This is a genomic window from Anoxybacillus eryuanensis, assembly GCF_051200995.1.
In the GTDB taxonomy this organism is placed as follows: Bacteria; Bacillota; Bacilli; order Bacillales; family Anoxybacillaceae; genus Anoxybacillus; species Anoxybacillus tengchongensis.
The window spans coordinates 77,817-98,706 of sequence record NZ_JBPODS010000010.1 but is presented as its reverse complement, the minus strand read 5'-3'; the positions used below and the strand labels follow the sequence as shown (position 1 = coordinate 98,706).

Below are 20,890 nucleotides of genomic sequence, written 5' to 3'. Positions count from 1 at the left end.
GAGAGGTCACACCCGTTCCCATCCCGAACACGGAAGTTAAGCTCTCCAGCGCCGATGGTAGTTGGCGGGACACCGCCTGCGAGAGTAGGACGTTGTCGGGCAAGGTCAAATGGAGGATTAGCTCAGCTGGGAGAGCACTTGCCTTACAAGCAAGGGGTCGGCGGTTCGATCCCGTCATCCTCCACCATATAAAAGTTAAAAAGAAGTTTTTTCTCATCGTCGCGGGGTGGAGCAGCCAGGTAGCTCGTCGGGCTCATAACCCGAAGGTCGCAGGTTCAAATCCTGCCCCCGCAACCAAAGTGGTCCCGTAGTGTAGTGGTTAACATGCCTGCCTGTCACGCAGGAGATCGCGGGTTCGAGTCCCGTCGGGACCGCCATATATGGCTCGGTAGCTCAGTCGGTAGAGCAAAGGACTGAAAATCCTTGTGTCGGCGGTTCGATTCCGTCCCGAGCCACCATTTTAAAGATGCCGGCTTAGCTCAATTGGTAGAGCAACTGACTTGTAATCAGTAGGTTGCGGGTTCAAGTCCTGCAGCCGGCACCATCTGCGGAGGGGTAGCGAAGTGGCTAAACGCGGCGGACTGTAAATCCGCTCCCTTTGGGTTCGGCGGTTCGAATCCGTCCCCCTCCACCATTTTAGGGGCATAGTTTAATGGTAGAACAGAGGTCTCCAAAACCTCCGGTGTGGGTTCGATTCCTACTGCCCCTGCCAAAAAATATGGCGGCTATGGCGAAGTGGTTAACGCACCAGATTGTGGCTCTGGCATTCGTGGGTTCGATTCCCACTAGTCGCCCCATATACATTTTAAAACGTTGGGGTATAGCCAAGCGGTAAGGCAACGGACTTTGACTCCGTGATGCGTTGGTTCGAATCCAGCTACCCCAGCCATATATGCGGAAGTAGTTCAGTGGTAGAACACCACCTTGCCAAGGTGGGGGTCGCGGGTTCGAGTCCCGTCTTCCGCTCTTCGTTTTATGGCGGCATAGCCAAGTGGTAAGGCAGAGGTCTGCAAAACCTTTACCACCGGTTCGAATCCGGTTGCCGCCTCCATTTTTTTATGCGCCGGGGTGGCGGAATTGGCAGACGCACAGGACTTAAAATCCTGCGGTAGGTGACTACCGTGCCGGTTCGAGTCCGGCCCTCGGCACTGAAAAAGCTTGACAAAATAAGTTTGCATGATACAATTTAATTGTCTCATGCCGATGTGGCGGAACTGGCAGACGCGCACGACTCAAAATCGTGTGGGGTAGCCCCCCGTGTGGGTTCGACTCCCACCATCGGCACTGAATATTGAGGATTCCTGTTGTTTGCAGGAATCCTTTTTTATTTGCCCTTATCCGTTTCTCCTCGATCATTTTACCTTATCCTTTTATATATTAAACGAAAATTTTCGTAAATAAACCACCTTTACCGAACGATTAATTATGATTTTTTCGTGAATATAAAAAGATTTTATTGACTTTATCCACTAATTTTTATTATGATTAAGTTACGAAACAAGTGAAAGAAAGCGCTTTTTTAATTATTTGTTAACGAAAATTTTCGAAAGGGGTTCGAAATATGCTTCAGTTTCCGAAAGATTTCATCTGGGGAGCTGCTACTTCATCGTATCAAATTGAAGGAACGGCGACTGGAGAAGATAAAATTTACTCGATTTGGGATCACTTTTCCCGTATTCCTGGTAAAGTAGCAAATGGGGATAATGGGGATATCGCAATTGATCATTACAATCGTTATATTGATGATGTCGCATTAATGAAAGCGCTTCATTTAAAGGCGTATCGATTTTCGACGAGTTGGGCGAGACTGTATACGGAAACGCCTGGTAAGTTTAATGAGAAAGGTTTAGATTTTTATAAACGTCTTGTACATGAATTGTTAGAAAACGATATTGAGCCAATGTTGACAATTTATCATTGGGATATGCCGCAAGCTCTTCAAGAAAAAGGTGGCTGGGAAAATCGTGATATTGTTCATTATTTTCAAGAATACGCTGCTTTCCTTTATGAGAATCTTGGGGATGTCGTGAAAAAATGGATTACTCATAACGAACCATGGGTTGTCACTTATTTAGGGTACGGGAATGGTGAACATGCGCCAGGTATTCAAAACTTTACATCATTCTTAAAAGCTGCTCATCATGTTCTTCTTTCTCATGGCGAAGCAGTAAAGGCGTTTCGAGCGATTGGTCCGAAAAATGGAGAAATTGGTATTACATTGAATTTAACTCCTGGATATGCGTTTGACCCACAAGATGAAAAAGCAGTTGACGCAGCGAGAAAATGGGACGGTTTTATGAATCGTTGGTTTTTAGACCCTGTGTTTAAAGGACAATATCCAAAAGATATGTTAGAAGTGTATAAAGATTACTTACCAAATATTTATCAAGAAGGAGATTTACAAACGATCCAGCAGCCGATCGACTTTTTCGGATTCAATTATTACTCAACGGCGACATTAAAAGACTGGAAAAAGGGTGAACGTGAACCAATCGTATTTGAGCATGTAAGTACAGGAAGACCAGTGACAGATATGAATTGGGAAGTGAATCCAAATGGTTTGTTCGATTTAATGATACGATTGAAAAATGATTATGGCGATATTCCGTTATACATTACTGAAAATGGTGCTGCATACAAAGATTATGTTAATGAGCAAGGTGAAGTAGAAGACAATGAGCGAATCGCTTATATACGAGAGCATTTAATTGCTTGTCATCGTGCGATTGAACGAGGAGTCAATTTGAAAGGATATTATGTATGGTCGTTGTTCGATAATTTCGAGTGGGCATTTGGCTATGATAAGCGTTTCGGGATTGTATACGTAGACTATGAAACGTTAGCACGAATCCCGAAGAAGAGCGCATTATGGTATAAGGAAACGATCATGAATAATGGAGTTAAATAAAGGAGGTGATGGGGGAAGGGAAAAAGTTTTCTTTGTAATAGCGCGATATGTTGGGGATTGGCCGCTACTACAAAGAAAACTAAAAGAATTATACCGTCAAACAAGCGAATGGGCAAACGAAATGGACAAATTACATGAAGTAAACAGTATGCCATGTGTTGTAAGTAAAAAACAAGGGGGAAAGAATAATGAAGAAACGAGCGCTTATGTTGTTGCTAGCATTCGTCTTTATGTTTGCAACGGCGTGCAGCAATCAGTCCCAAAGTGATAACGAATCAAAAGATAAAGGTTCAAGTGAAAAAGTGAAGTTAGACATGTGGGTATTCGGAAGCACAGGTTATGAAAAGTTAGCTGAAGAATATATGAAAGATCATCCGAATGTTGAAATTAAAATCCAGTCTACACAGTTTGATGATCACCACAACGCTTTATTTACAGCGTTATCAGCTGGAAGTGGTGCGCCGGACATCGCAATGATTGAAGTAAATAACATTGAACGTTATCGTGAGGCGCAAGATCGCTTTTATAACTTATACGATTTTGGTGCAAAAGACATTAAGGATAAGTATTTAGATTGGAAATGGCGCATCGGTGAAAGCGCGGACGGAAGCTTTTTGTTCGGTCTTCCGACAGACATTGGTCCGACAGCTATGTTTTATCGCGCGGACGTGTTTGAAGCAGCAGGATTACCAACGGATCCTGCAGAAGTTGCTAAGTTAATTCCGGACTGGAATGCATATGCTGAAGTCGCTGCAACAATTAAAGAAAAAACAGGAAAACCAATTGCAGACAATGTTGAACTTGTGTACAACGCATTGCGTGACCAAGCGCCTGTGCAATATTTCAATGAAAAAGAAGAATTGTTGATCGAAAAAGAACCGTACATTAAACAAGCGTACGACTATACTGTAAATTTAATTCAAAAAGGTTACCTTGGTAGCAACGGATTGTGGACGCCTGAATGGGGCAATGCGATGGAAAAAGGAAGCTATGCCACACTGCTTGCACCTGCGTGGATGCAAGGGGTAGTTAAAGGAAATGCGCCAAATTCAGCAGGTAAATGGCTTATTACAAACATGCCTGGTGGAGCAGGAAACTGGGGTGGTTCTTATTTAACGATTCCGAAAGAGTCCAAGCATGCCAAGGAAGCATACGACTTTATTCAATGGCTTGTCGCACCAGAACAACAGTTAAAGTCGTTTAAAGATATGGGCTTATTCCCATCCACTCCTTCTGTGTATGATGCACCGGAGTTTAAAGAGTACAAAGATGAGTATTTTGGTGGCGTGAATACAGCTCAAGTATTTGCTGAAGCAGCGCAAAAAGTAAAAACGGTATACATGGGTAAAAACTACGGAATTGTTCAATCAGAAATTGTGAAAGCGTTGACAAATGTACAAAAGAAAAAAGCTGATCCAGAAAAAGAATGGAAAGAAGCAATTAAACGCATTAAACGTCAACTTGAACGTCAATAAAATACATGAGGAAGGGATTTATTCCCTTCCCCTATCATGATTTTTTGGAGGGAAATACAATGGTATCCCATAATCATACGCATACAGCTGTCCGTCCAAAAGGATTAAGTGATAAGAAAAAAACTGCATTAGCCGGCTACTTATTCATATCTCCGTTCTTTCTTTTATTTGCTGTCTTCGGGGTTTTTCCCATGCTGTTTAGCTTTTACTTAGCGTTTCAAAAATGGAACGGATTCGGTGAAATGACGTTTGTCGGATTTAAAAATTTTTCACTCATTTTTACTGATCCACTATTTTGGAAATCAATTTATAACACGATTATCATCGGTCTATTAGGAACAGGTCCACAGTTAATCGCAGCATTAATTTTAGCAGTTGCTTTAAATTCAGCGATTGTTAAATTTAAAAGTGTATTTCGTGTTGCTTATTTTGTGCCAAACGTAACATCGATTGTTGCGGTAGCGATTGTCTTCACCGTTTTATTTAGCGAACAAGAAGCAGGATTGGTCAATGCCACACTTAATTTGTTTGGAATTTCTCCAGTAAGCTGGCAGACATCTGAATGGGGAGCGAAAATTGCGATTGCGACGATGATTTTTTGGCGATGGGTTGGATATAACTCGATTATTTTCTTAGCGGGATTGCAAAGTATACCGAAAGACCTTTATGAAGCAGCTGAAATTGACGGAGCGAAAAAATGGCAGCAGTTTCTTTTCATTACTGTACCGATGCTAAAGCCGATTATCGTCTTCGTTGTATTCACAGCAACGATCGGATCGCTACAAATTTTCGCTGAACCACTCATTTTTGGAAGTGGTTTTAGGGAAGAAAGTATGACGATCGTGTTGTATTTATGGAGGGAAGCTTTTACGAATAATGCGTTCGGAACAGCTTCTGCGACGGCTGTCTCACTCTTTTTACTCATTATTGTATTCACGACGATTAACTTTTTCGCGTCCAATCGTTTAGATAAATCAGGCAAATAAAAACATGGAGGTGAATGAAGATGCAACGTAAAAAAGGATTTGTGAATAAAGTAACAATACATGTGTTGTTGATTATCGGTGCGTTGTTATCGGTTTTTCCGTTATACTGGATGTTTGTCATGGCGACGCAACCAAATCATGTCATTAATAAATTGCCTCCAGCTGTCGTGCCGGGGGATAAGCTAGTAGAAAACTTTCAAAACGTACTAGAAAACGTCGACTTTTTCGGAGCGATGTGGAACTCGTTTGTTGTTGCTAGCTTAACAACGCTTGGGGTGTTATTTTTCAGCTCTTTAGCAGGTTTTGCATTTGCCAAGTTGCAGTTTAAAGGGCGGGAGAAGTTATTTACCGTCATTTTAATCACGATGATGATTCCGCCGCAATTAGGATTAATTCCACAATACTTTATTATTACAAAGTTAGGTTGGTTGAATGACTTAAAAGCAATTATCGTTCCAGGATTAATGAATGCGTTCGGTATTTTTTGGATGCGCCAATATATTAAAGACGCAATCCCTGATGAATTGATTGAAGCGGCAAAAATTGATGGATGCAGTATATTCCGTGTATATTGGAACATCGTCGTTCCTTCAATTTTACCAGCTTTTGCGACGCTCGGTATTTTAACATTTATGTTCGTATGGAACGATTTCTTATGGCCATTAACTGTATTGAGAGATGAATCAAGCTACACGATTCAAATTGCGATTCGTGCTCTTCAAGATGCATATGTGAAAGACTATGGTATGATTTTATCAGGAACATTTTGGGCAACATTGCCTTTAGTTGTTGTATTTTTAATGTTTAATAAGTTGTTCATTTCGAGCTTGACGCAAGGATCCGTCAAACAATAGTGACATCGCCGCTAACTAGGGAAAATCTGTGTTATAATGAAGATAAGATTATGAAGTTAAGAAGGGATCGTATGAAAATTACTATTAAAGAAATTGCGAAATTAGCGGGTGTGTCACCAGGTACGGTATCGAAAGTGTTAAATAACTATCATGATGTCGGTGAGGAAACGAAAAAAAAAGTGCTAGAAATTATGGAGCAGACTGGGTATGTCGCTGCTCGCATTCAAAAAGATACTGCTCATAAGTCGAGAGTAGTTGGTGTTATTTATGCGGGAGAAATTAATGCGGATTTTAACCATCCCTTTTTTATCGAGGTGATGAATTCTTTTAAAAAAACAATGGGGGCGTTCGGTTATGATCTTCTCTTTTTTTCAAATGAGCGATTTGAAGAGGGAGAGGAAGATTATTACGAGCGAGCGATGCGCTACAAAGTCGATGGGGTAATCATTATTAGTGGTGAAAAAGTGCAACCGTCCATTTATCGTTTAGACATGAGTGACATTCCGTGCATCGGCGTAGATATTCCGCTCGAGGGAAGCCGTTCGGCATACATTATGACAGATAACTATAAAATTTCCGCGAAAGTCGTAGAACATTTTTATCTATGTGGCTATCGCCATATCGGCTACATTGGTGGCTTGCCCGGAGCACAAGTGACAAAAATTCGCGAAGAAGGATTTCGTAATACGATGAAAGAATTTGGGTTAACTATTCACGATGAATGGTTCGCTCAAGGGGATTTCTTTATGGAAAGTGGCTATGAGGCAATGAAAAAAATATTGCGCTCGTCACATCATCCTGAAGCGATATTTGCGGCGTCGGATTTAATGGCATTTGGGGCGATGAAGGCGGTAAAAGAACGAGGTTTAAAAGTACCTGAGGATATTGCAATTGTTGGATGTGATGACATCGAGGCATGCAATTATACTGATCCGCCATTAACTTCGGTTCGCCAAGATAAAGAAAAAATTGGACGGCTTGCCGCATATATGTTAAAAGATATTATACACCGTCAATTTCAGCCGAAAGCAGTCATGGTTGAGCCGGAATTAATTATTCGAGAGTCTTGTGGAAGCAATCGATTGTACGGATTGATGTCTGGGAAAATGTAAAGAAAGCCCCCTAATTGTTACAAAGGGGGCTACGAATGTTCCTTATTTTCAACCACATGTTTTAAAATAGACAACTTATTCTCCCAGAAGCGTTCATAAAATGCGAGCCATTGTTTTAACTCTAATAACGGTTCCGTATGGAGATGATAAATTTTTTCTCTCCCAGATTTTCGACTTTGGACTAAATTTGCTTCGGCGAGAATGTTTAAATGTTTTGTAATGGCTGTTCGGCTAATTGGAAAATGGGCTGCAATAGCAGAGATGGGTAGTTCTTTTTTTTCAGCTAATAAACGTAATACATCTCTTCTTGTTTTGTCCGCAATGGCTTGAAAAACATCGTGTTTTTTTGCTGGCGCCACGTATTATGCCACAACCTTTCGAAGCTTTTCCAAAATTCCTGTCCAACCTTGTGCCATTCGATCACGAACAACAGATTGTTTCTCATTTGCTTTCGGAAGAATATCATCTGCGCTGCCCCATCCCCCGTGAATGAGGGTAAACTCTGTTTTGTCGCCTAAGTCTTTTAAAATGAAAGAGACGATCCATCCATCCTTATCCCACGAAAATGAAAGGATATGAGGTTGTTCTATTTTTAACACTTTGCACGTTGAAGAGCCAAAAGGAGTTTGTAAGTGAAACTCATGTCCTTCAATTGGTTGAAAATCATTTGGCATAAACCATGAAGCTATTCCTTCAGATGTAGACACCATATTCCATACTTTTTGAATTGGCGCTTCAATGATGATTGTTTGTTGAATATCTTGTACCATTTGGCTCATAAATGATCCTCCTAAAATATATAACCTTTTAGTTTCGTTTTTTATTATATGAAACCTTAAGGTGTTATGTCAAATTTTTTCCTCACTTTCCTCATGCAAGATGTTTATCATTGTCATACATGCGTTCATCGATTTTATAGGAAAAATCGGTTATAAAGAGATGAGTGATGTATTTTTGAAAAAGTTGTGAACAAGGTATTGACTTGTCTGAGGGGAGTCGATATAATGTAAAACGTAATTACGAAACAGGGATTCCTGTTTTTTATTTTTACGCTTCATTCGACAAATTTCTACTTTTTCTGCATATGCGGGTGTAGTTTAGTGGTAAAACCTCAGCCACGAGCAGCGCATCGTCGAATAAGCGGCGAGTTGCCTCGACGCATCGATCATCATCGAGTAGGCGAGTAGAGGAAGAGGCATGGTAGGGCGTGCTGAATGATGATAGGCATAGTCAATTTAAGTATGCGGGTGTAGTTTAGTGGTAAAACCTCAGCCACGAGCAGCGCATCGTCGAATAAGCGGCGAGTTGCCTCGACGCATCGATCATCATCGAGTAGGCGAGTAGAGGAAGAGGCATGGTAGGGCGTGCTGAATGATGATAGGCATAGTCAATTTAAGTATGCGGGTGTAGTTTAGTGGTAAAACCTCAGCCACGAGCAGCGCATCGTCGAATAAGCAGCGAGTTGCCTCGACGCATCGATCATCATCGAGTAGGCGAGTAGAGGAAGAGGCATGGTAGGGCGTGCTGAATGATGATAGGCATAGTCAATTTAAGTATGCGGGTGTAGTTTAGTGGTAAAACCTCAGCCACGAGCTGTACATCGTCGAATAAGCGACGAGTTGCCTCGACGCATCGGTCATCATTGAATAGGCGAGCAGAGGAAGAGGCATGGTCGAGCGTGGCGAATGATGACAGGTATCGTTAATTTAAGTATGCGGGTGTAGTTTAGTGGTAAAACCTCAGCCTTCCAAGCTGATGTCGTGGGTTCGATTCCCATCACCCGCTCCATACATACGGGGACAACGCAGTGTTTCGTTTCGAAGATGAACGGGGCATTGCGTTTTTTTATTTTACTTGCCCCGTATTGGTTTATATGTTATATGATGAGTTTAGTATGTGCTGTACCACCGTGAATTTGGATAAACATCTCTTTCATCGCTTGCAACATTTGCCCACATTGTGTTTCTGTAAATGAAGGTAAGAAGTATATGACTTGAACGGCATGAGTCGTTTGCTCTGTAACCATTGTTCGCTTCGAATCAACGATTGGGCTGCCGAACGGACCTTGAGCGTCTTTTGTGACGAGTTTTCGTTCAAAGTTTGTCGTGCGATCATTGATGCCGACATACTCATCTGCTTGCGTACCGATCGTGACAACGATATCTCCTGTTAGCTGATCGCGATCATAAATGCCGATCGGTAGTTTATAATATAAGGAAAAAAAGTTATTGACATCAGCCGCTGAATGAATGGATGGAATAAAGTTTTGTTTTTGTACACGGCGAAGTAAACTTTCGGACGAAGGACGATATCGGCTCGGGTCGATACCAACTTGTTTAAAGACAGATCGCCATTCTTTCACTTCTGGCCATTCAGGTAGCGGAGTTTGTTCCATATCAAAATATAGCAGCTCTTGAAATTGGTGAAGCTTCCCTTTCAACATGTTAGGGGATGGACCGACAACGATTTGTTCGTATGTAAGGACGCCGATTTTAAAATGAGATACGCACTGTTTTACCGTGTCACAAATGGTTAACATATCGTTCACTCCTTTTTCTTTACATTGTAACATAAACAGCGAGGAAAGGAGGGAGGGGAGATGGACGTTATTGCATTAAAAGAAGAAATCATTCAGTATAGTAGAACAATTGGAATTGATAAAATTGGTTTTGCAAGTGCAGATCCGTTTATTGAATTAAAAGAACGGTTGCTTGAACAACAACGCCTCGGCTATCAATCCGGATTCGAAGAGCTTGACATTGACAAGCGAACGACCCCATCTTTATTGCTGTCAGAAGCACGTTCCATTATTGCGATTGCCCTCGCGTATCCGTCGAAGCTAAAAAATGCACCACGGAGCACGAAAACAGAACGACGGGGCATTTTTTGTCGAGCATCTTGGGGACAAGATTATCACGTGATTTTACGCGATCGCTTGCAAAAATTAGAACAATTTATTTTAGCTCGCGTACCGAATGCGCGTGTGAAGTCGATGGTCGACACGGGGGAATTAGCTGATCGTGCAGTAGCAGAGCGCGCAGGCATCGGATGGAGCGGAAAAAACTGTTCCATTATTACACGTGAATTTGGTTCATACGTCTATTTAGGCGAAATGATTACGAATATTCCATTTCCTCCTGATACGCCAATCGAAGACGAATGTGGGACATGCACCCGCTGTATCGATGCTTGTCCGACAGGAGCGCTCGTACAAGGAGGACAGTTGAATGCGAAGCGATGCATCGCCTTTTTAACACAAACGAAAACGTTCATTCCTGATGAGTTTCGCGATAAAATAGGAAACCGATTGTATGGATGTGATACGTGTCAACTTGTTTGTCCAAAAAATAAAGGGAAAGATTTTCATTTTCATCCAGAGATGGAGCCGGATCCAGAAGTGGTGAAACCTTTATTAAAACCGCTTCTTCATATGACGAATCGTCAATTTAAAGAAACGTTTGGGCATTTATCGGGAGCATGGCGCGGGAAAAAACCGATTCAACGAAATGCGATTATTGCATTGGCCCATTATAAAGATGAAAGTGCCATCGATGATTTATTAATGTTACTTCGAGAAGATTCACGTCCAGTCATTCGCGGAACGGCAGCGTGGGCGCTCGGTAAAATTGGAAATCGTAAAGTGATGCCGATGTTACAACAAGCAAAAGAGAATGAACAAGATGAAGATGTCATTCAGGAAATTGACAAAGCGTTAGTGATGCTTGAGAACGTGTAGTTGTTTTTCTACTGTTTGTGACATAACGTAGTAAAAAACGAAAAAAGTGGTGAGCGGGATGAGAAAACGACTACACGATCTCCTCGATGAACGTATCCGGGGTTTTTTTATAAACGATGTGACGGATGAAGAAGTTGAACGAAAAAAGCAGTTGTTAGTTAAGCGAAATGCCCAACTTGTGAAATGTGAAGGAAAGGGAACAATCATTGAACGAAAACATATCGTTTCAAAAACGTTCGTGCGCTATATCGTTCATTTTCGTTTTTTTATTTGGCAACATGGCTGGATGTATGTTGAAGAGAAACAAGAGATGCGTGAAGCAATATTTGAGCAACGTGAACTTGTTAGCGATCGCCCGCTTTTGCCTAACATCGAGCCGGAACAAGTTGAAAAAAAGCAAGAACGAGATGATGGTGAACGTGTTCGCTATACGTATGATCGATTAGCCGCAGTACGATATGCTGAAATATGGTGGAATGATTATAATCCAGCGTTTCACAAATTTCCTGTCGATTGTACAAATTTCGTTTCACAATGTTTACACGCAGGCGGAATTCCCATGATGGGCTACCCAAACAAAACAAAAGGATGGTGGATGAGAAAAAGCGACTGGAGCTATACATGGACGGTTGCAAATGCATTGCGTTGGTATTTAAGTGGGTCGAAAACAGGCATTCAAGCCGTTGAAAAAAAATCGCCGGAACAGTTGTCTCTTGGTGATGTCATTTGTTATGATTTTCAAGGGGACGGGCGATTTGATCATACGACGATTGTCGTGGCGAAAGATAAACAAGGGATGCCGCTTGTCAATGCTCATACGTCCAATAGTCGCATGCGGTATTGGTCATATGAAGATTCAACGGCATATACACCAAATATCCAATATAAGTTTTTTCATATTATTGATCGTATATAGGAGTGAAAATTGTGGCTTTACATGTCGTTTTATATCAACCAGAAATTCCAGCGAATACAGGAAATATTGCGCGCACATGCGCAGCAACAGGAACATCGTTACATTTAATTCGTCCGCTCGGATTTTCAACCGATGATAAAATGTTAAAGCGTGCTGGATTAGATTATTGGGAATATGTCGATGTTCATTATTATGATTCATTGCAAGAGCTTTTTGACCAATATAAAGAAGGTGAATTTTTCTTTATTACGAAGTTTGGGCAAACATATTACACATCGTTTGACTATAGTGATCCAACGAAAGATTATTTTTTCGTTTTTGGCCGTGAAACAAGCGGATTGCCAAAAGATTTAATTGAAAACAATATGGAACGTTGTTTGCGTATTCCGATGAACGAATACGTTCGCTCGCTCAATTTATCAAACACAGCCGCCATTCTCGTGTACGAAGCGTTGAGACAACAAAACTTTCCAAATGTATTTTAAGCGACTTTCGAATGAAAGTCGCTTAATTTTTTACTTCTGGCTTATCGTTATATCCTGCTGTAAAGATCGCAGCCAAGAAGGCGAAAATAACACCAAGTACGAGAAGCGTTTTCATATAAAATCTCCTCCTTTATGAAGTGACAAGAAAATGACCACGTTTTCATTATAGCCTAATTGTATAGCGATATGAAAGTCATACTTTTACGAATGATTACGGACATCCTTGCATACATATGGTAATAATCATGACGCTAGACATCAAAGGTGGAGGAGGTCCGTGTATGGACATTTTGAAAAAAATACAAAAATATAGAGAAGAAGAACAAAAACTAAAGTGGGAAGGGACATTTGCGGAGTACTTAGAAATCGTAAAAGAAAAGCCATGGGTGGCTCAGTCCGCTCATTCTCGCGTTTACAATATGATTAAAGATGCGGGCGTAGAAGAAGTGGATGGAAAGAAAAAATACAACTTTTTTAGCGGCCAGTTGTTTGGACTTGAGGAAGCGCTAGAGCGTCTTGTAGAAGAATATTTTCATCCAGCTGCGAAGCGATTAGATGTTCGAAAGCGTATTTTGTTGTTAATGGGACCGGTAAGCGGTGGAAAATCGACGCTTGTAACAATGTTAAAGCGGGGGCTTGAAGCGTACTCATATACCGATCGTGGCGCCGTATATGCAATTAAAGGATGTCCGATGCATGAAGATCCGCTTCATTTAATTCCGCACCATTTGCGCGACGAGTTTTATAAAGAGTATGGCATTCGTATTGAAGGAAACTTATCTCCATTAAACATGATGCGACTTGAAAAAGAATACGGTGGGCGCATTGAAGATGTGATGGTTGAACGCATCTTTTTCTCCGAAGATAAGCGTGTCGGAATCGGAACGTTCAGCCCATCCGATCCGAAGTCGCAAGATATTGCTGATTTAACAGGAAGCATTGATTTTTCTACGATTGCTCAATATGGGTCCGAATCGGATCCGCGCGCATATCGCTTTGATGGGGAGTTAAACAAAGCAAATCGCGGTATTATGGAATTTCAAGAAATGTTAAAATGCGATGAAAAGTTTTTATGGCATTTGCTTTCTTTGACGCAAGAAGGAAACTTTAAGGCAGGACGTTTTGCGCTCATTAGCGCAGATGAATTAATTGTTGCTCATACGAATGAAACAGAGTATCGTTCATTTATTGCTAATAAAAAGAATGAGGCGCTTCATTCGCGAATTATCGTCATGCCGATTCCATATAACTTAAAAGTGTCAGAAGAAGAGCGTATTTATGAAAAAATGATTCGCGAAAGCGACGTAGCAGATGTGCATATTGCACCGCATACGCTGCGGGTAGCAGCGATGTTTACGATTTTAACGCGTTTGAAAGAGCCGAAACGTGGCGATATCGACCTTGTGAAAAAAATGCGCTTGTATGATGGGGAGCTAGTCGAAGGATTTAATGAAGTTGATGTAGAGGAATTGAAAAAAGAACATCCAGACGAAGGAATGAGCGGTATTGATCCACGTTATGTTATTAATCGCATTTCGTCTTGTATTATTCGGAAAGAAGTGCCGTCTATTAATGCGTTAGATGTATTGCGAGCGTTGAAAGAAGGATTAGAGCATCACCCATCTATTTCGAAAGAAGATCGGGAACGTTATTTAAATTTCATCTCAGTTGCACGAAAAGAATACGATGAAATTGCAAAGCGCGAAGTACAAAAAGCGTTCGTTTACTCGTACGAAGAGTCAGCGAAAACGTTAATGGACAATTATTTAGATAACGTAGAGGCATATTGTAACAAAGCGAAAATTCGCGATCCACTAACAGGAGAAGAAATGAATCCAGATGAAAAACTCATGCGGTCGATTGAAGAACAAATTGGCATTTCCGAGAATGCGAAAAAAGCATTTCGTGAAGAAATTTTAATTCGTATTTCAGCATATGCCCGTAAAGGTCAACGTTTTGATTATAATTCGCACGAACGGTTGCGTGAAGCGATTCAGAAAAAATTGTTTGCAGACTTAAAAGATATTGTCAAAATTACGACGTCCACAAAAACCCCTGATGAACAACAACTGAAGAAAATTAATGAAGTGGTTGCTCGATTAATTGATGAATATGGTTATAACTCTACATCAGCAAATGAATTGCTTCGTTATGTCGGAAGTTTGTTAAACCGATAAAGCATGCCGCACTTGGCATGCTTTGTTTTATCATCGTAGAAAACAGGCTTGTCCAGCAAAAAAGGTCAGAACAATTTTCGAAATCATTTGTCAATTTTTTTCGGACGTTGCATAGGATAAAGTAACCAACCATTCATTCATTATTTTTGCAAGCCAACATAGTGTATGCGAGGAAAAAGGAAAATGTGCATCATTATTTTACATTGTAGGAGGGGAAAGAATGAGTAGAAACTTCATTGTGTCAAAGGAAGATTGGTCCCTCCATCGAAAAGGCCAAGATGATCAAAAACGGCACGAGGAAAAGGTAAAGGAAGCAATTAAAAATAACCTCGGTGATTTAATTACAGAAGAAAGCATCATTATGTCCAACGGTCGTGACGTCATTAAAATACCGATTCGTTCGTTAGATGAATATAAAATTCGTTATAATTATGACAAAAATAAACATGTCGGCCAAGGCGATGGGGACAGTCAAGTTGGTGATGTCATTGCGCGCGACGGTTCTGGTGACGGTCAAAAAGGACCGGGAAAAGGGCAAGGAGCAGGTGATCTTGCAGGGCAAGATTATTATGAGGCAGAAGTGTCTTTAATGGAGCTTGAAGAGGCTCTCTTTAGTCAATTGGAGCTTCCAGATTTAAAGAAAAAGCAACACGCAGATCACGTTGTTCAACATATCGAATTTAACGATATTCGTCGAACGGGATTAATGGGAAACATCGACAAGAAAAAAACAATGATGGCTGCGTTTAAAAGAAATGCATTAAGTGGTAATCCAAGTTTTTATCCAATTTATCCCGAAGATTTAAAATTTAAAACATGGAATGAAGTGATTAAGCCCGATTCGAAAGCAGTTGTTATCGCAATGATGGATACGAGCGGATCAATGGGCGTATGGGAAAAATATATGGCTAGAAGCTTCTTCTTTTGGATGACCCGATTTTTACGGACGAAATACGAAACGGTCGATATTGTTTTTATTGCGCATCATACTGAAGCAAAAATTGTAACAGAGGAGGAATTTTTTACAAAAGGCGAAAGCGGTGGAACGATATGTTCGTCTGCGTATCGAAAGGCGCTGGAAGTGATCGAAACAAAATACTCACCGACAAAATATAATATTTATCCGTTTCATTTTTCCGATGGCGACAACTTAACGTCCGATAACGCTCGGTGTGTGAAACTTGTGCAAGAATTAATGAAAGTATCGAATATGTTTGGATACGGGGAAGTGAATCAGTACAATCGTCACTCGACGCTCATGTCGGCATACAAACATATTAAGGATGAGAAATTTCGCTATTACATTTTAAAACAAAAATCAGATGTGTTACAGGCGATGAGAAACTTTTTCCGAAAAGAAGAACATAAAACATTTGTTTAATCCCTTGTGTCATACAAGGTTTTTTTTTGTGAAAAAACAGTTGACAAACGGGTGGGGGTTTTGTAATATACTCATAGAGGTAATGGTAATAAATTATTTTTTTGTTGTTTAATATACCCTTGCTAGTATAGAGAGGTGAGAAAGATGAAACAAATATTACCACAAGAAGTGGAGCAACAATTAAAAGAAGGTCGTGCACTAAGCATTATCGATGTGCGCGAATATGAGGAAGTAGCTCAAGGCAAAATTCCAGGTGCTCGTCACATCCCGCTTGGCGAACTGCTTGAGCGGATGAATGAAATTGATAAAAACGAAGAACATATTCTTGTTTGCCGTTCAGGAAATCGAAGCGGCATGGCTTGTCAGTTGTTAGAAAGTTACGGATACCGCGTTGTAAATATGACAGGCGGTATGCTTGAATGGACAGGCGAAATTGAACGATAGGGGGGAATGGAATGACGATTCACGTCGATCTAGTTGTTGATGCAAAGGGGCTCACGTGTCCGATGCCGATTGTTCGCACGAAAAAGGCGATGGAACAACTCCAGCCCGGCCAAGTGCTTGAAGTGCAAGCGACAGATAAAGGTTCACTTGCTGATATTCAAGGTTGGGCAAAAAATACAGGGCATCAATATATCGGCACGATTGAGGAAGGTGATGTACTCAAACATTATCTTCGTAAAGCAAATCCTACAGAAGTAAAGGAAGAAACAAAATATCCTCACGTTGTTTCTTTAGAGGAGTTACAAAAGAAAGTAGAAAACAATGAACAAGTATTTATTTTAGACGTGCGTGAGGAAGCCGAGTATGTATTTGGTCATATTCCAGGAGCATATCATATCCCGCTCGGACAATTAGAAGAGCGATTAAATGAATTAAATAAAGATGAAACAATTTATGTCATTTGCCGAACAGGTAATCGCAGCGATTTAGCTGCGCAACAACTCGCTGAAAAAGGATTTACACGTGTATTTAACGTCATTCCAGGTATGACACAATGGCAAGGAACAATTACTAAAGGAGGAAATGAACAATGAAAAAACGTGTAGCTATTATTGCAGCAAATGGTGGTTTATTTGACGCATATAAGGTATTTAACATTGCAACAGCAGCAGCAGCAACAGAAGCAGAGGTAGCGATTTTCTTTACATTCGAAGGATTAAATTTAATTCATAAAGAAGCATATCAACAATTGCCACTTCCAGAAGGAAAAGAGCAAATTCAACAAGGGTTTGCCCAAGCAAACGTCCCATCCATCCCTGAACTTGTAAGCATGGCGCAAGAAATGGGTGTGAAGTTTATTGCTTGTCAAATGACAATGGATGTTATGGGATTAACAAAAGACCATTTTGTCGATGGTATTGATGTTGGTGGAGCAGTGACATTCCTCGATTTCGCAAAAGATGCTGACATCACGTTAACATTTTAAGGAGGAAGAACATGAAAGCAGATCTTCTTGTTGATGCAAAGGGACTTGCATGTCCATTGCCAATCGTTCGTACGAAAAAAGGAATGGATACATTACAATCTGGTCAAGTTTTAGAAGTTCATGTAACAGATAAAGGAGCTAAAAACGACTTATCTGCATGGGCAAAATCAGCTGGTCATGAAATGATCGATATGGTCGAAGAAGGAGACGTACTAAAATTTTGGATTCGTAAAGCGTAACAAGCATCGGGCATATGTCCCGATGCTTCATATAAGGAGTGAATGAGCATGGCCATCGGTTTTATTATTACAATTTTTTTAATTGGATTTATCGGTTCGTTTATTTCAGGAATGGTTGGAATTGGCGGATCGATTATTAAATATCCGATGTTGCTTTATATCCCACCATTGCTTGGTTACGCTGCATTTAGCGCTCATGAAGTATCAGGGATTAGCGCTATTCAAGTATTGTTTGCGACAATCGGAGGCGTTTGGGCGTACCGTAAAGGTGGATATTTAAATAAAACGTTAATTATTTACATGGGAACGAGCATTTTAATCGGTAGTTTCATTGGTGGTTATGGTTCAAAATTAATGAGCGAAGGTGGCATTAACATCGTTTATGCGGTGCTAGCGACGATTGCTGCGATCATGATGTTTGTGCCTAAAAAAGGAATTGATAACATTCCACTTGATCAAGTCACATTCAATAAATGGCTTGCAGCAGCGTTAGCATTCGTTGTCGGAGTGAGCGCTGGTATTGTTGGTGCCGCAGGGGCATTTATTCTTGTACCAATTATGCTTGTTGTATTAAAAATCCCAACGCGTATGACGATCGCTACATCATTAGCGATTACGTTTATTTCATCCATCGGGGCAACTATAGGGAAAATCACAACAGGTCAATTTGATTTTTGGACCGCGTTTATTATGGTTGTGGCAAGCTTAATTGCTTCTCCTATTGGAGCGAATTTTGGTAAAAAGGTAAATACAAAAGTATTACAGTTTATATTAGCTGCACTGATTGTCGCAACAGCGATAAAAATTTGGTTGGATATTTTGTAAAAACTGTTGAAAAGTTCATCCTTTATGTTATAATACTTATAGGGGTATATACAATACCGAAACATAAAGGAGGAATGAACCGATGAAACAAGTAACCGTATATACGACGACAACATGTCCATATTGCACATTATTAAAAAACTTTTTAGCTGAACGTGGTATCCCATTTAAAGAAGTAAATTTACACCAACATCCTGAGGCTGTTGAATACGTTGTTCGCTCAACAGGACAAATGGGCGTGCCGCAAACAGAAATTAATGGACGTTGGGTTATTGGATTTGATCCACAACGAATTATGCAATTGTTACAACAATAATTTTTTTATCTATAAAAATACCCTATAAGGTATAAGGAGAGGTGGATAATAAATGGCAGTATATGCATTAACAGCACAACAAATTAATGAGATGATTGTAAATAAAGAGCCGTTTTTCTTATTTGATGTTCGCAATGAATCAGACTTTGCAGATTGGAAAATTGAAGGAGAACACATTGAGTATTTAAACATTCCTTACTTTGAATTAATTGATGGCGTTGAATCCGTGTTAGAGCGTTTGCCAAAAGACAAGAAAATTGTTGTCGTTTGTGCAAAAGAAGGGTCTTCGATGATGGTTGCTGACATGCTTGCCGAAAAAGGATTAGAAGTGTTTTATTTAAAAGGTGGCATGAAAGCGTGGAGCGAGTATTTATACCCTGTTGTTGTATATCAAGATAACGATATAAAAGTATATCAATTTATTCGCGTCGGTAAAGGATGTCTTTCTTACATGGTCGTATCAGGAAAAGAAGCGTTAATCGTCGACCCATCTCGATTTATTGATGTGTATAAAGAAGTCGCTCAAAAAGAAAACGTAGCGATTACACATATCGTTGATTCACATTTGCATGCTGACCATATTTCTGGTGGATATGAATTAGCGAAACAAACAGGTGCGACGTATTACTTGATGAAGAGTGAAGGTGCCGTATTTGAGTTTGAACCGCTAGAAAACCATGATCGCATTGAGTTTGAAAAAGTAAGTTTAGAAGTATTGGCGATTAAAACACCAGGTCATACACCAGGTAGTGTATCATTTTTCGTAAACAACAAATTGTTGTTCTCTGGCGATACGATTTTTGTCAGCGGTCTCGGTCGACCAGACCTTGGTGGAAAAGCGCGTGAATGGGCAAAAGATTTATACGACACAGTGTATAACAAAGTTGCACAAATTGCGGACGATGTTATCGTGCTTCCTGCACACTATGCAAACTTCGATCAAGAAGTGAACGAGCAAGGATATATTGGAAATACGTTAGGAAACATTCGTCAAATGAATGAAATTATGCAGGGAAAAACAGAAGAGGAGTTTGTTGAACATGTGGCGCAATCTGCATCTTCTGAAACACCGCCAAACTTTGAAGACATTATCGCTATTAACCGCGGTGTAAAAGATGCTACACCAGAACAACAACAAGAACTTGAAATCGGTCCGAACCGTTGTGCAGTTCACCATACACACTAAAAAAGGAATTTTATTCAACCTCGCAATTTGCGAGGTTTTTTCGATTTTGTGAAACTTTTTGGACACAATAGTCGTATATAATGTATGTGAAGACATTCTCTTTTATTTTCAGTCATTTTCCATTAAAATATAAAGTAACGGAGGGATGGTTTCATGTTTTTTCATCCAATGGATTTTCTTATTTTGATCGCCTTCGGAGTATCGATTTGGGCGCAATTTAAAGTGAAAGGAAACTTCAGCAAATGGTCAGATGTTCCCGCTTCATCTGGTTTGACGGGCGCAGAAGTGGCGCGTCTCATTTTAGATCGCAACGGGCTATACGATGTGCCAGTTGAGCTTGTTCCGGGTACATTGACAGATCATTACGATCCGATTGCACGTGCGGTTCGTTTATCGGAGCCTGTGTACTACGGTCGTTCGATTGCTGCGGTATCGGTGGCGGCTCATGAAGTTGGTCACGCGGTGCAACATCAACAAGCGTATGGTGCGCTCGTTTTACGACATCGTATGTTTCCGCTCGTGAATTTCACATCTGGTATTGCGCCGTTCCTTCTTCTTGGTGGCTTTTTACTACAACAATTTTCTTTAATTGGTTTAGGGATTATTTTATTCTCGTTTGCCGTTGCATTCCAAGTCATTACATTGCCAGTTGAGTTTAATGCTAGTTCGCGCGCCAAAGATTTTATGATCACAGAAGGCATCATTCGCAATGAGGAAGAACGTGGGGTAAATAAAGTGTTAAATGCCGCGGCATTAACATATGTTGCTGCAGCCCTTATTTCGGTGTTAGAATTAATCAAGTATGTGCTTATTTTCGTACAAGGAAACAATGAAGATTAATAAATAGGAGGTGGCATCCGCACGC

At 40.5% G+C, this 20,890-nt stretch carries 21 protein-coding genes, 14 tRNA genes and 1 rRNA gene; 33 read left to right on the top strand and 3 right to left on the bottom strand.

Annotated features, from left to right (window positions below):
* From rrf to HNQ84_RS10500, 19 genes are all read left to right on the top strand, one after another.
* Positions 1–101: ribosomal RNA gene (gene rrf / locus HNQ84_RS10590) — 5S ribosomal RNA — on the top strand; the annotation flags it as partial.
* A 10-nt stretch (positions 102–111) separates the two neighbouring features.
* Positions 112–187 (top strand) — tRNA-Val (locus HNQ84_RS10585).
* Positions 188–220: 33 nt separating this feature from the next.
* Positions 221–297 (top strand) — tRNA-Met (locus HNQ84_RS10580).
* A 4-nt stretch (positions 298–301) separates the two neighbouring features.
* Positions 302–377, top strand: a tRNA-Asp gene (locus tag HNQ84_RS10575).
* 5 nt (positions 378–382) lie between these two features.
* Positions 383–458: transfer RNA gene (locus HNQ84_RS10570), tRNA-Phe, on the top strand.
* 10 nt (positions 459–468) lie between these two features.
* Positions 469–544 (top strand) — tRNA-Thr (locus HNQ84_RS10565).
* 5 nt (positions 545–549) lie between these two features.
* Positions 550–634, top strand: a tRNA-Tyr gene (locus HNQ84_RS10560).
* A gap of 4 nt (positions 635–638) precedes the next feature.
* A tRNA-Trp gene (locus HNQ84_RS10555) sits at positions 639–712 on the top strand.
* Between the two features lie 9 nt (positions 713–721).
* A tRNA-His gene (locus HNQ84_RS10550) sits at positions 722–797 on the top strand.
* A 17-nt stretch (positions 798–814) separates the two neighbouring features.
* Positions 815–889: transfer RNA gene (locus HNQ84_RS10545), tRNA-Gln, on the top strand.
* Positions 890–894: 5 nt separating this feature from the next.
* A tRNA-Gly gene (locus tag HNQ84_RS10540) sits at positions 895–966 on the top strand.
* Between the two features lie 11 nt (positions 967–977).
* Positions 978–1,051, top strand: a tRNA-Cys gene (locus HNQ84_RS10535).
* A gap of 11 nt (positions 1,052–1,062) precedes the next feature.
* Positions 1,063–1,148, top strand: a tRNA-Leu gene (locus HNQ84_RS10530).
* 51 nt (positions 1,149–1,199) lie between these two features.
* A tRNA-Leu gene (locus tag HNQ84_RS10525) sits at positions 1,200–1,284 on the top strand.
* Between the two features lie 277 nt (positions 1,285–1,561).
* Complete coding sequence (locus HNQ84_RS10520) at positions 1,562–2,908, top strand: GH1 family beta-glucosidase (RefSeq protein WP_435622087.1); 1,347 nt, start codon at positions 1,562–1,564, stop codon at positions 2,906–2,908.
* A gap of 185 nt (positions 2,909–3,093) precedes the next feature.
* Positions 3,094–4,383 carry an ABC transporter substrate-binding protein gene (locus HNQ84_RS10515; protein WP_183248585.1) on the top strand — a complete coding sequence of 430 codons (1,290 nt, stop codon included), beginning with the start codon at positions 3,094–3,096 and terminating at the stop codon, positions 4,381–4,383.
* Between the two features lie 59 nt (positions 4,384–4,442).
* Complete coding sequence (locus HNQ84_RS10510) at positions 4,443–5,369, top strand: carbohydrate ABC transporter permease (protein ID WP_183248250.1); 927 nt, start codon at positions 4,443–4,445, stop codon at positions 5,367–5,369.
* A 14-nt stretch (positions 5,370–5,383) separates the two neighbouring features.
* On the top strand, positions 5,384–6,223 hold the full coding sequence (locus tag HNQ84_RS10505) for a carbohydrate ABC transporter permease (protein WP_435622086.1): 840 nt from the start codon (positions 5,384–5,386) through the stop codon (positions 6,221–6,223).
* A 50-nt stretch (positions 6,224–6,273) separates the two neighbouring features.
* Positions 6,274–7,335 carry a LacI family DNA-binding transcriptional regulator gene (locus tag HNQ84_RS10500; protein WP_343055823.1) on the top strand — a complete coding sequence of 354 codons (1,062 nt, stop codon included), beginning with the start codon at positions 6,274–6,276 and terminating at the stop codon, positions 7,333–7,335.
* Positions 7,336–7,364: 29 nt separating this feature from the next.
* Here the strand turns inward: HNQ84_RS10500 and HNQ84_RS10495 are convergent, their stop codons facing one another.
* Both HNQ84_RS10495 and HNQ84_RS10490 read right to left on the bottom strand, forming a co-directional pair.
* On the bottom strand, positions 7,365–7,694 hold the full coding sequence (locus tag HNQ84_RS10495; RefSeq protein ID WP_435622085.1) for an ArsR/SmtB family transcription factor: 330 nt from the start codon (positions 7,692–7,694) through the stop codon (positions 7,365–7,367).
* Positions 7,695–7,697: 3 nt separating this feature from the next.
* On the bottom strand, positions 7,698–8,114 hold the full coding sequence (locus tag HNQ84_RS10490) for an SRPBCC family protein (RefSeq protein ID WP_435622084.1): 417 nt from the start codon (positions 8,112–8,114) through the stop codon (positions 7,698–7,700).
* A 935-nt stretch (positions 8,115–9,049) separates the two neighbouring features.
* Between HNQ84_RS10490 and HNQ84_RS10485 the strand changes: the two genes are divergently transcribed.
* Positions 9,050–9,123 (top strand) — tRNA-Gly (locus HNQ84_RS10485).
* 88 nt (positions 9,124–9,211) lie between these two features.
* Here HNQ84_RS10485 and HNQ84_RS10480 read toward each other — a convergent pair.
* Positions 9,212–9,874 (bottom strand): B3/B4 domain-containing protein, encoded by a 663-nt coding sequence (locus HNQ84_RS10480; RefSeq protein ID WP_435622083.1) that lies wholly within the window; start codon positions 9,872–9,874, stop codon positions 9,212–9,214.
* Positions 9,875–9,934: 60 nt separating this feature from the next.
* On the opposite strand from HNQ84_RS10480, the gene queG reads away from it, so the two are divergent.
* From queG to HNQ84_RS10415, 13 genes are all read left to right on the top strand, one after another.
* On the top strand, positions 9,935–11,071 hold the full coding sequence (gene queG, locus HNQ84_RS10475) for a tRNA epoxyqueuosine(34) reductase QueG (RefSeq protein WP_435622082.1): 1,137 nt from the start codon (positions 9,935–9,937) through the stop codon (positions 11,069–11,071).
* Positions 11,072–11,129: 58 nt separating this feature from the next.
* On the top strand, positions 11,130–11,987 hold the full coding sequence (locus HNQ84_RS10470; RefSeq protein WP_435622081.1) for an amidase domain-containing protein: 858 nt from the start codon (positions 11,130–11,132) through the stop codon (positions 11,985–11,987).
* Positions 11,988–11,989: 2 nt separating this feature from the next.
* Positions 11,990–12,472 (top strand): tRNA (uridine(34)/cytosine(34)/5-carboxymethylaminomethyluridine(34)-2'-O)-methyltransferase TrmL, encoded by a 483-nt coding sequence (gene trmL, locus HNQ84_RS10465; protein ID WP_435622080.1) that lies wholly within the window; start codon positions 11,990–11,992, stop codon positions 12,470–12,472.
* Between the two features lie 281 nt (positions 12,473–12,753).
* Complete coding sequence (locus HNQ84_RS10460) at positions 12,754–14,649, top strand: PrkA family serine protein kinase (protein WP_435622079.1); 1,896 nt, start codon at positions 12,754–12,756, stop codon at positions 14,647–14,649.
* Positions 14,650–14,869: 220 nt separating this feature from the next.
* Positions 14,870–16,030 carry a sporulation protein YhbH gene (yhbH, locus tag HNQ84_RS10455; protein WP_032100929.1) on the top strand — a complete coding sequence of 387 codons (1,161 nt, stop codon included), beginning with the start codon at positions 14,870–14,872 and terminating at the stop codon, positions 16,028–16,030.
* A gap of 144 nt (positions 16,031–16,174) precedes the next feature.
* Positions 16,175–16,474, top strand: a complete 300-nt coding sequence (locus HNQ84_RS10450) for a rhodanese-like domain-containing protein (protein ID WP_183244459.1) — start codon at positions 16,175–16,177, stop codon at positions 16,472–16,474.
* A gap of 11 nt (positions 16,475–16,485) precedes the next feature.
* Positions 16,486–17,067: a sulfurtransferase TusA family protein gene (locus tag HNQ84_RS10445; RefSeq protein ID WP_183244457.1), complete on the top strand. Its 582-nt coding sequence runs from the start codon at positions 16,486–16,488 to the stop codon at positions 17,065–17,067.
* Complete coding sequence (locus tag HNQ84_RS10440; protein WP_435622078.1) at positions 17,064–17,459, top strand: DsrE/DsrF/DrsH-like family protein; 396 nt, start codon at positions 17,064–17,066, stop codon at positions 17,457–17,459. Before HNQ84_RS10445 ends, HNQ84_RS10440 begins: the two co-directional genes overlap by 4 nt.
* Positions 17,460–17,470: 11 nt before the next feature.
* Positions 17,471–17,698 carry a sulfurtransferase TusA family protein gene (locus HNQ84_RS10435; RefSeq protein WP_183244452.1) on the top strand — a complete coding sequence of 76 codons (228 nt, stop codon included), beginning with the start codon at positions 17,471–17,473 and terminating at the stop codon, positions 17,696–17,698.
* Positions 17,699–17,746: 48 nt separating this feature from the next.
* Positions 17,747–18,523: a sulfite exporter TauE/SafE family protein gene (locus HNQ84_RS10430; RefSeq protein WP_435622077.1), complete on the top strand. Its 777-nt coding sequence runs from the start codon at positions 17,747–17,749 to the stop codon at positions 18,521–18,523.
* A gap of 82 nt (positions 18,524–18,605) precedes the next feature.
* Positions 18,606–18,839, top strand: a complete 234-nt coding sequence (locus HNQ84_RS10425) for a glutaredoxin family protein (protein ID WP_183244448.1) — start codon at positions 18,606–18,608, stop codon at positions 18,837–18,839.
* A gap of 52 nt (positions 18,840–18,891) precedes the next feature.
* The gene (locus HNQ84_RS10420) at positions 18,892–20,025 is read left to right on the top strand and encodes an MBL fold metallo-hydrolase (protein ID WP_055440407.1); all 1,134 of its coding nucleotides are present in this window, start codon (positions 18,892–18,894) and stop codon (positions 20,023–20,025) included.
* 153 nt (positions 20,026–20,178) lie between these two features.
* Positions 20,179–20,865 (top strand): zinc metallopeptidase, encoded by a 687-nt coding sequence (locus HNQ84_RS10415; RefSeq protein WP_435622076.1) that lies wholly within the window; start codon positions 20,179–20,181, stop codon positions 20,863–20,865.
* Positions 20,866–20,890 lie beyond the last annotated feature (25 nt).

Coding starts and splice junctions, on each gene's coding strand:
- HNQ84_RS10500 (WP_343055823.1), top strand. CDS start 6,274: ATGAAGTTAAGAAGGGATCGTATGAAAATTACTATTAAAGAAATTGCG.
- HNQ84_RS10420 (WP_055440407.1), top strand. CDS start 18,892: ATGGCAGTATATGCATTAACAGCACAACAAATTAATGAGATGATTGTA.
- HNQ84_RS10415 (WP_435622076.1), top strand. CDS start 20,179: ATGTTTTTTCATCCAATGGATTTTCTTATTTTGATCGCCTTCGGAGTA.
- HNQ84_RS10470 (WP_435622081.1), top strand. CDS start 11,130: ATGAGAAAACGACTACACGATCTCCTCGATGAACGTATCCGGGGTTTT.
- HNQ84_RS10490 (WP_435622084.1), bottom strand. CDS start 8,114: ATGAGCCAAATGGTACAAGATATTCAACAAACAATCATCATTGAAGCG.
- HNQ84_RS10505 (WP_435622086.1), top strand. CDS start 5,384: ATGAAGATGCAACGTAAAAAAGGATTTGTGAATAAAGTAACAATACAT.
- HNQ84_RS10430 (WP_435622077.1), top strand. CDS start 17,747: ATGGCCATCGGTTTTATTATTACAATTTTTTTAATTGGATTTATCGGT.
- HNQ84_RS10510 (WP_183248250.1), top strand. CDS start 4,443: ATGGTATCCCATAATCATACGCATACAGCTGTCCGTCCAAAAGGATTA.
- HNQ84_RS10425 (WP_183244448.1), top strand. CDS start 18,606: ATGAAACAAGTAACCGTATATACGACGACAACATGTCCATATTGCACA.
- HNQ84_RS10435 (WP_183244452.1), top strand. CDS start 17,471: ATGAAAGCAGATCTTCTTGTTGATGCAAAGGGACTTGCATGTCCATTG.
- yhbH (WP_032100929.1), top strand. CDS start 14,870: ATGAGTAGAAACTTCATTGTGTCAAAGGAAGATTGGTCCCTCCATCGA.
- HNQ84_RS10440 (WP_435622078.1), top strand. CDS start 17,064: ATGAAAAAACGTGTAGCTATTATTGCAGCAAATGGTGGTTTATTTGAC.
- HNQ84_RS10450 (WP_183244459.1), top strand. CDS start 16,175: ATGAAACAAATATTACCACAAGAAGTGGAGCAACAATTAAAAGAAGGT.
- HNQ84_RS10460 (WP_435622079.1), top strand. CDS start 12,754: ATGGACATTTTGAAAAAAATACAAAAATATAGAGAAGAAGAACAAAAA.
- HNQ84_RS10520 (WP_435622087.1), top strand. CDS start 1,562: ATGCTTCAGTTTCCGAAAGATTTCATCTGGGGAGCTGCTACTTCATCG.
- queG (WP_435622082.1), top strand. CDS start 9,935: ATGGACGTTATTGCATTAAAAGAAGAAATCATTCAGTATAGTAGAACA.
- HNQ84_RS10480 (WP_435622083.1), bottom strand. CDS start 9,874: ATGTTAACCATTTGTGACACGGTAAAACAGTGCGTATCTCATTTTAAA.
- HNQ84_RS10445 (WP_183244457.1), top strand. CDS start 16,486: ATGACGATTCACGTCGATCTAGTTGTTGATGCAAAGGGGCTCACGTGT.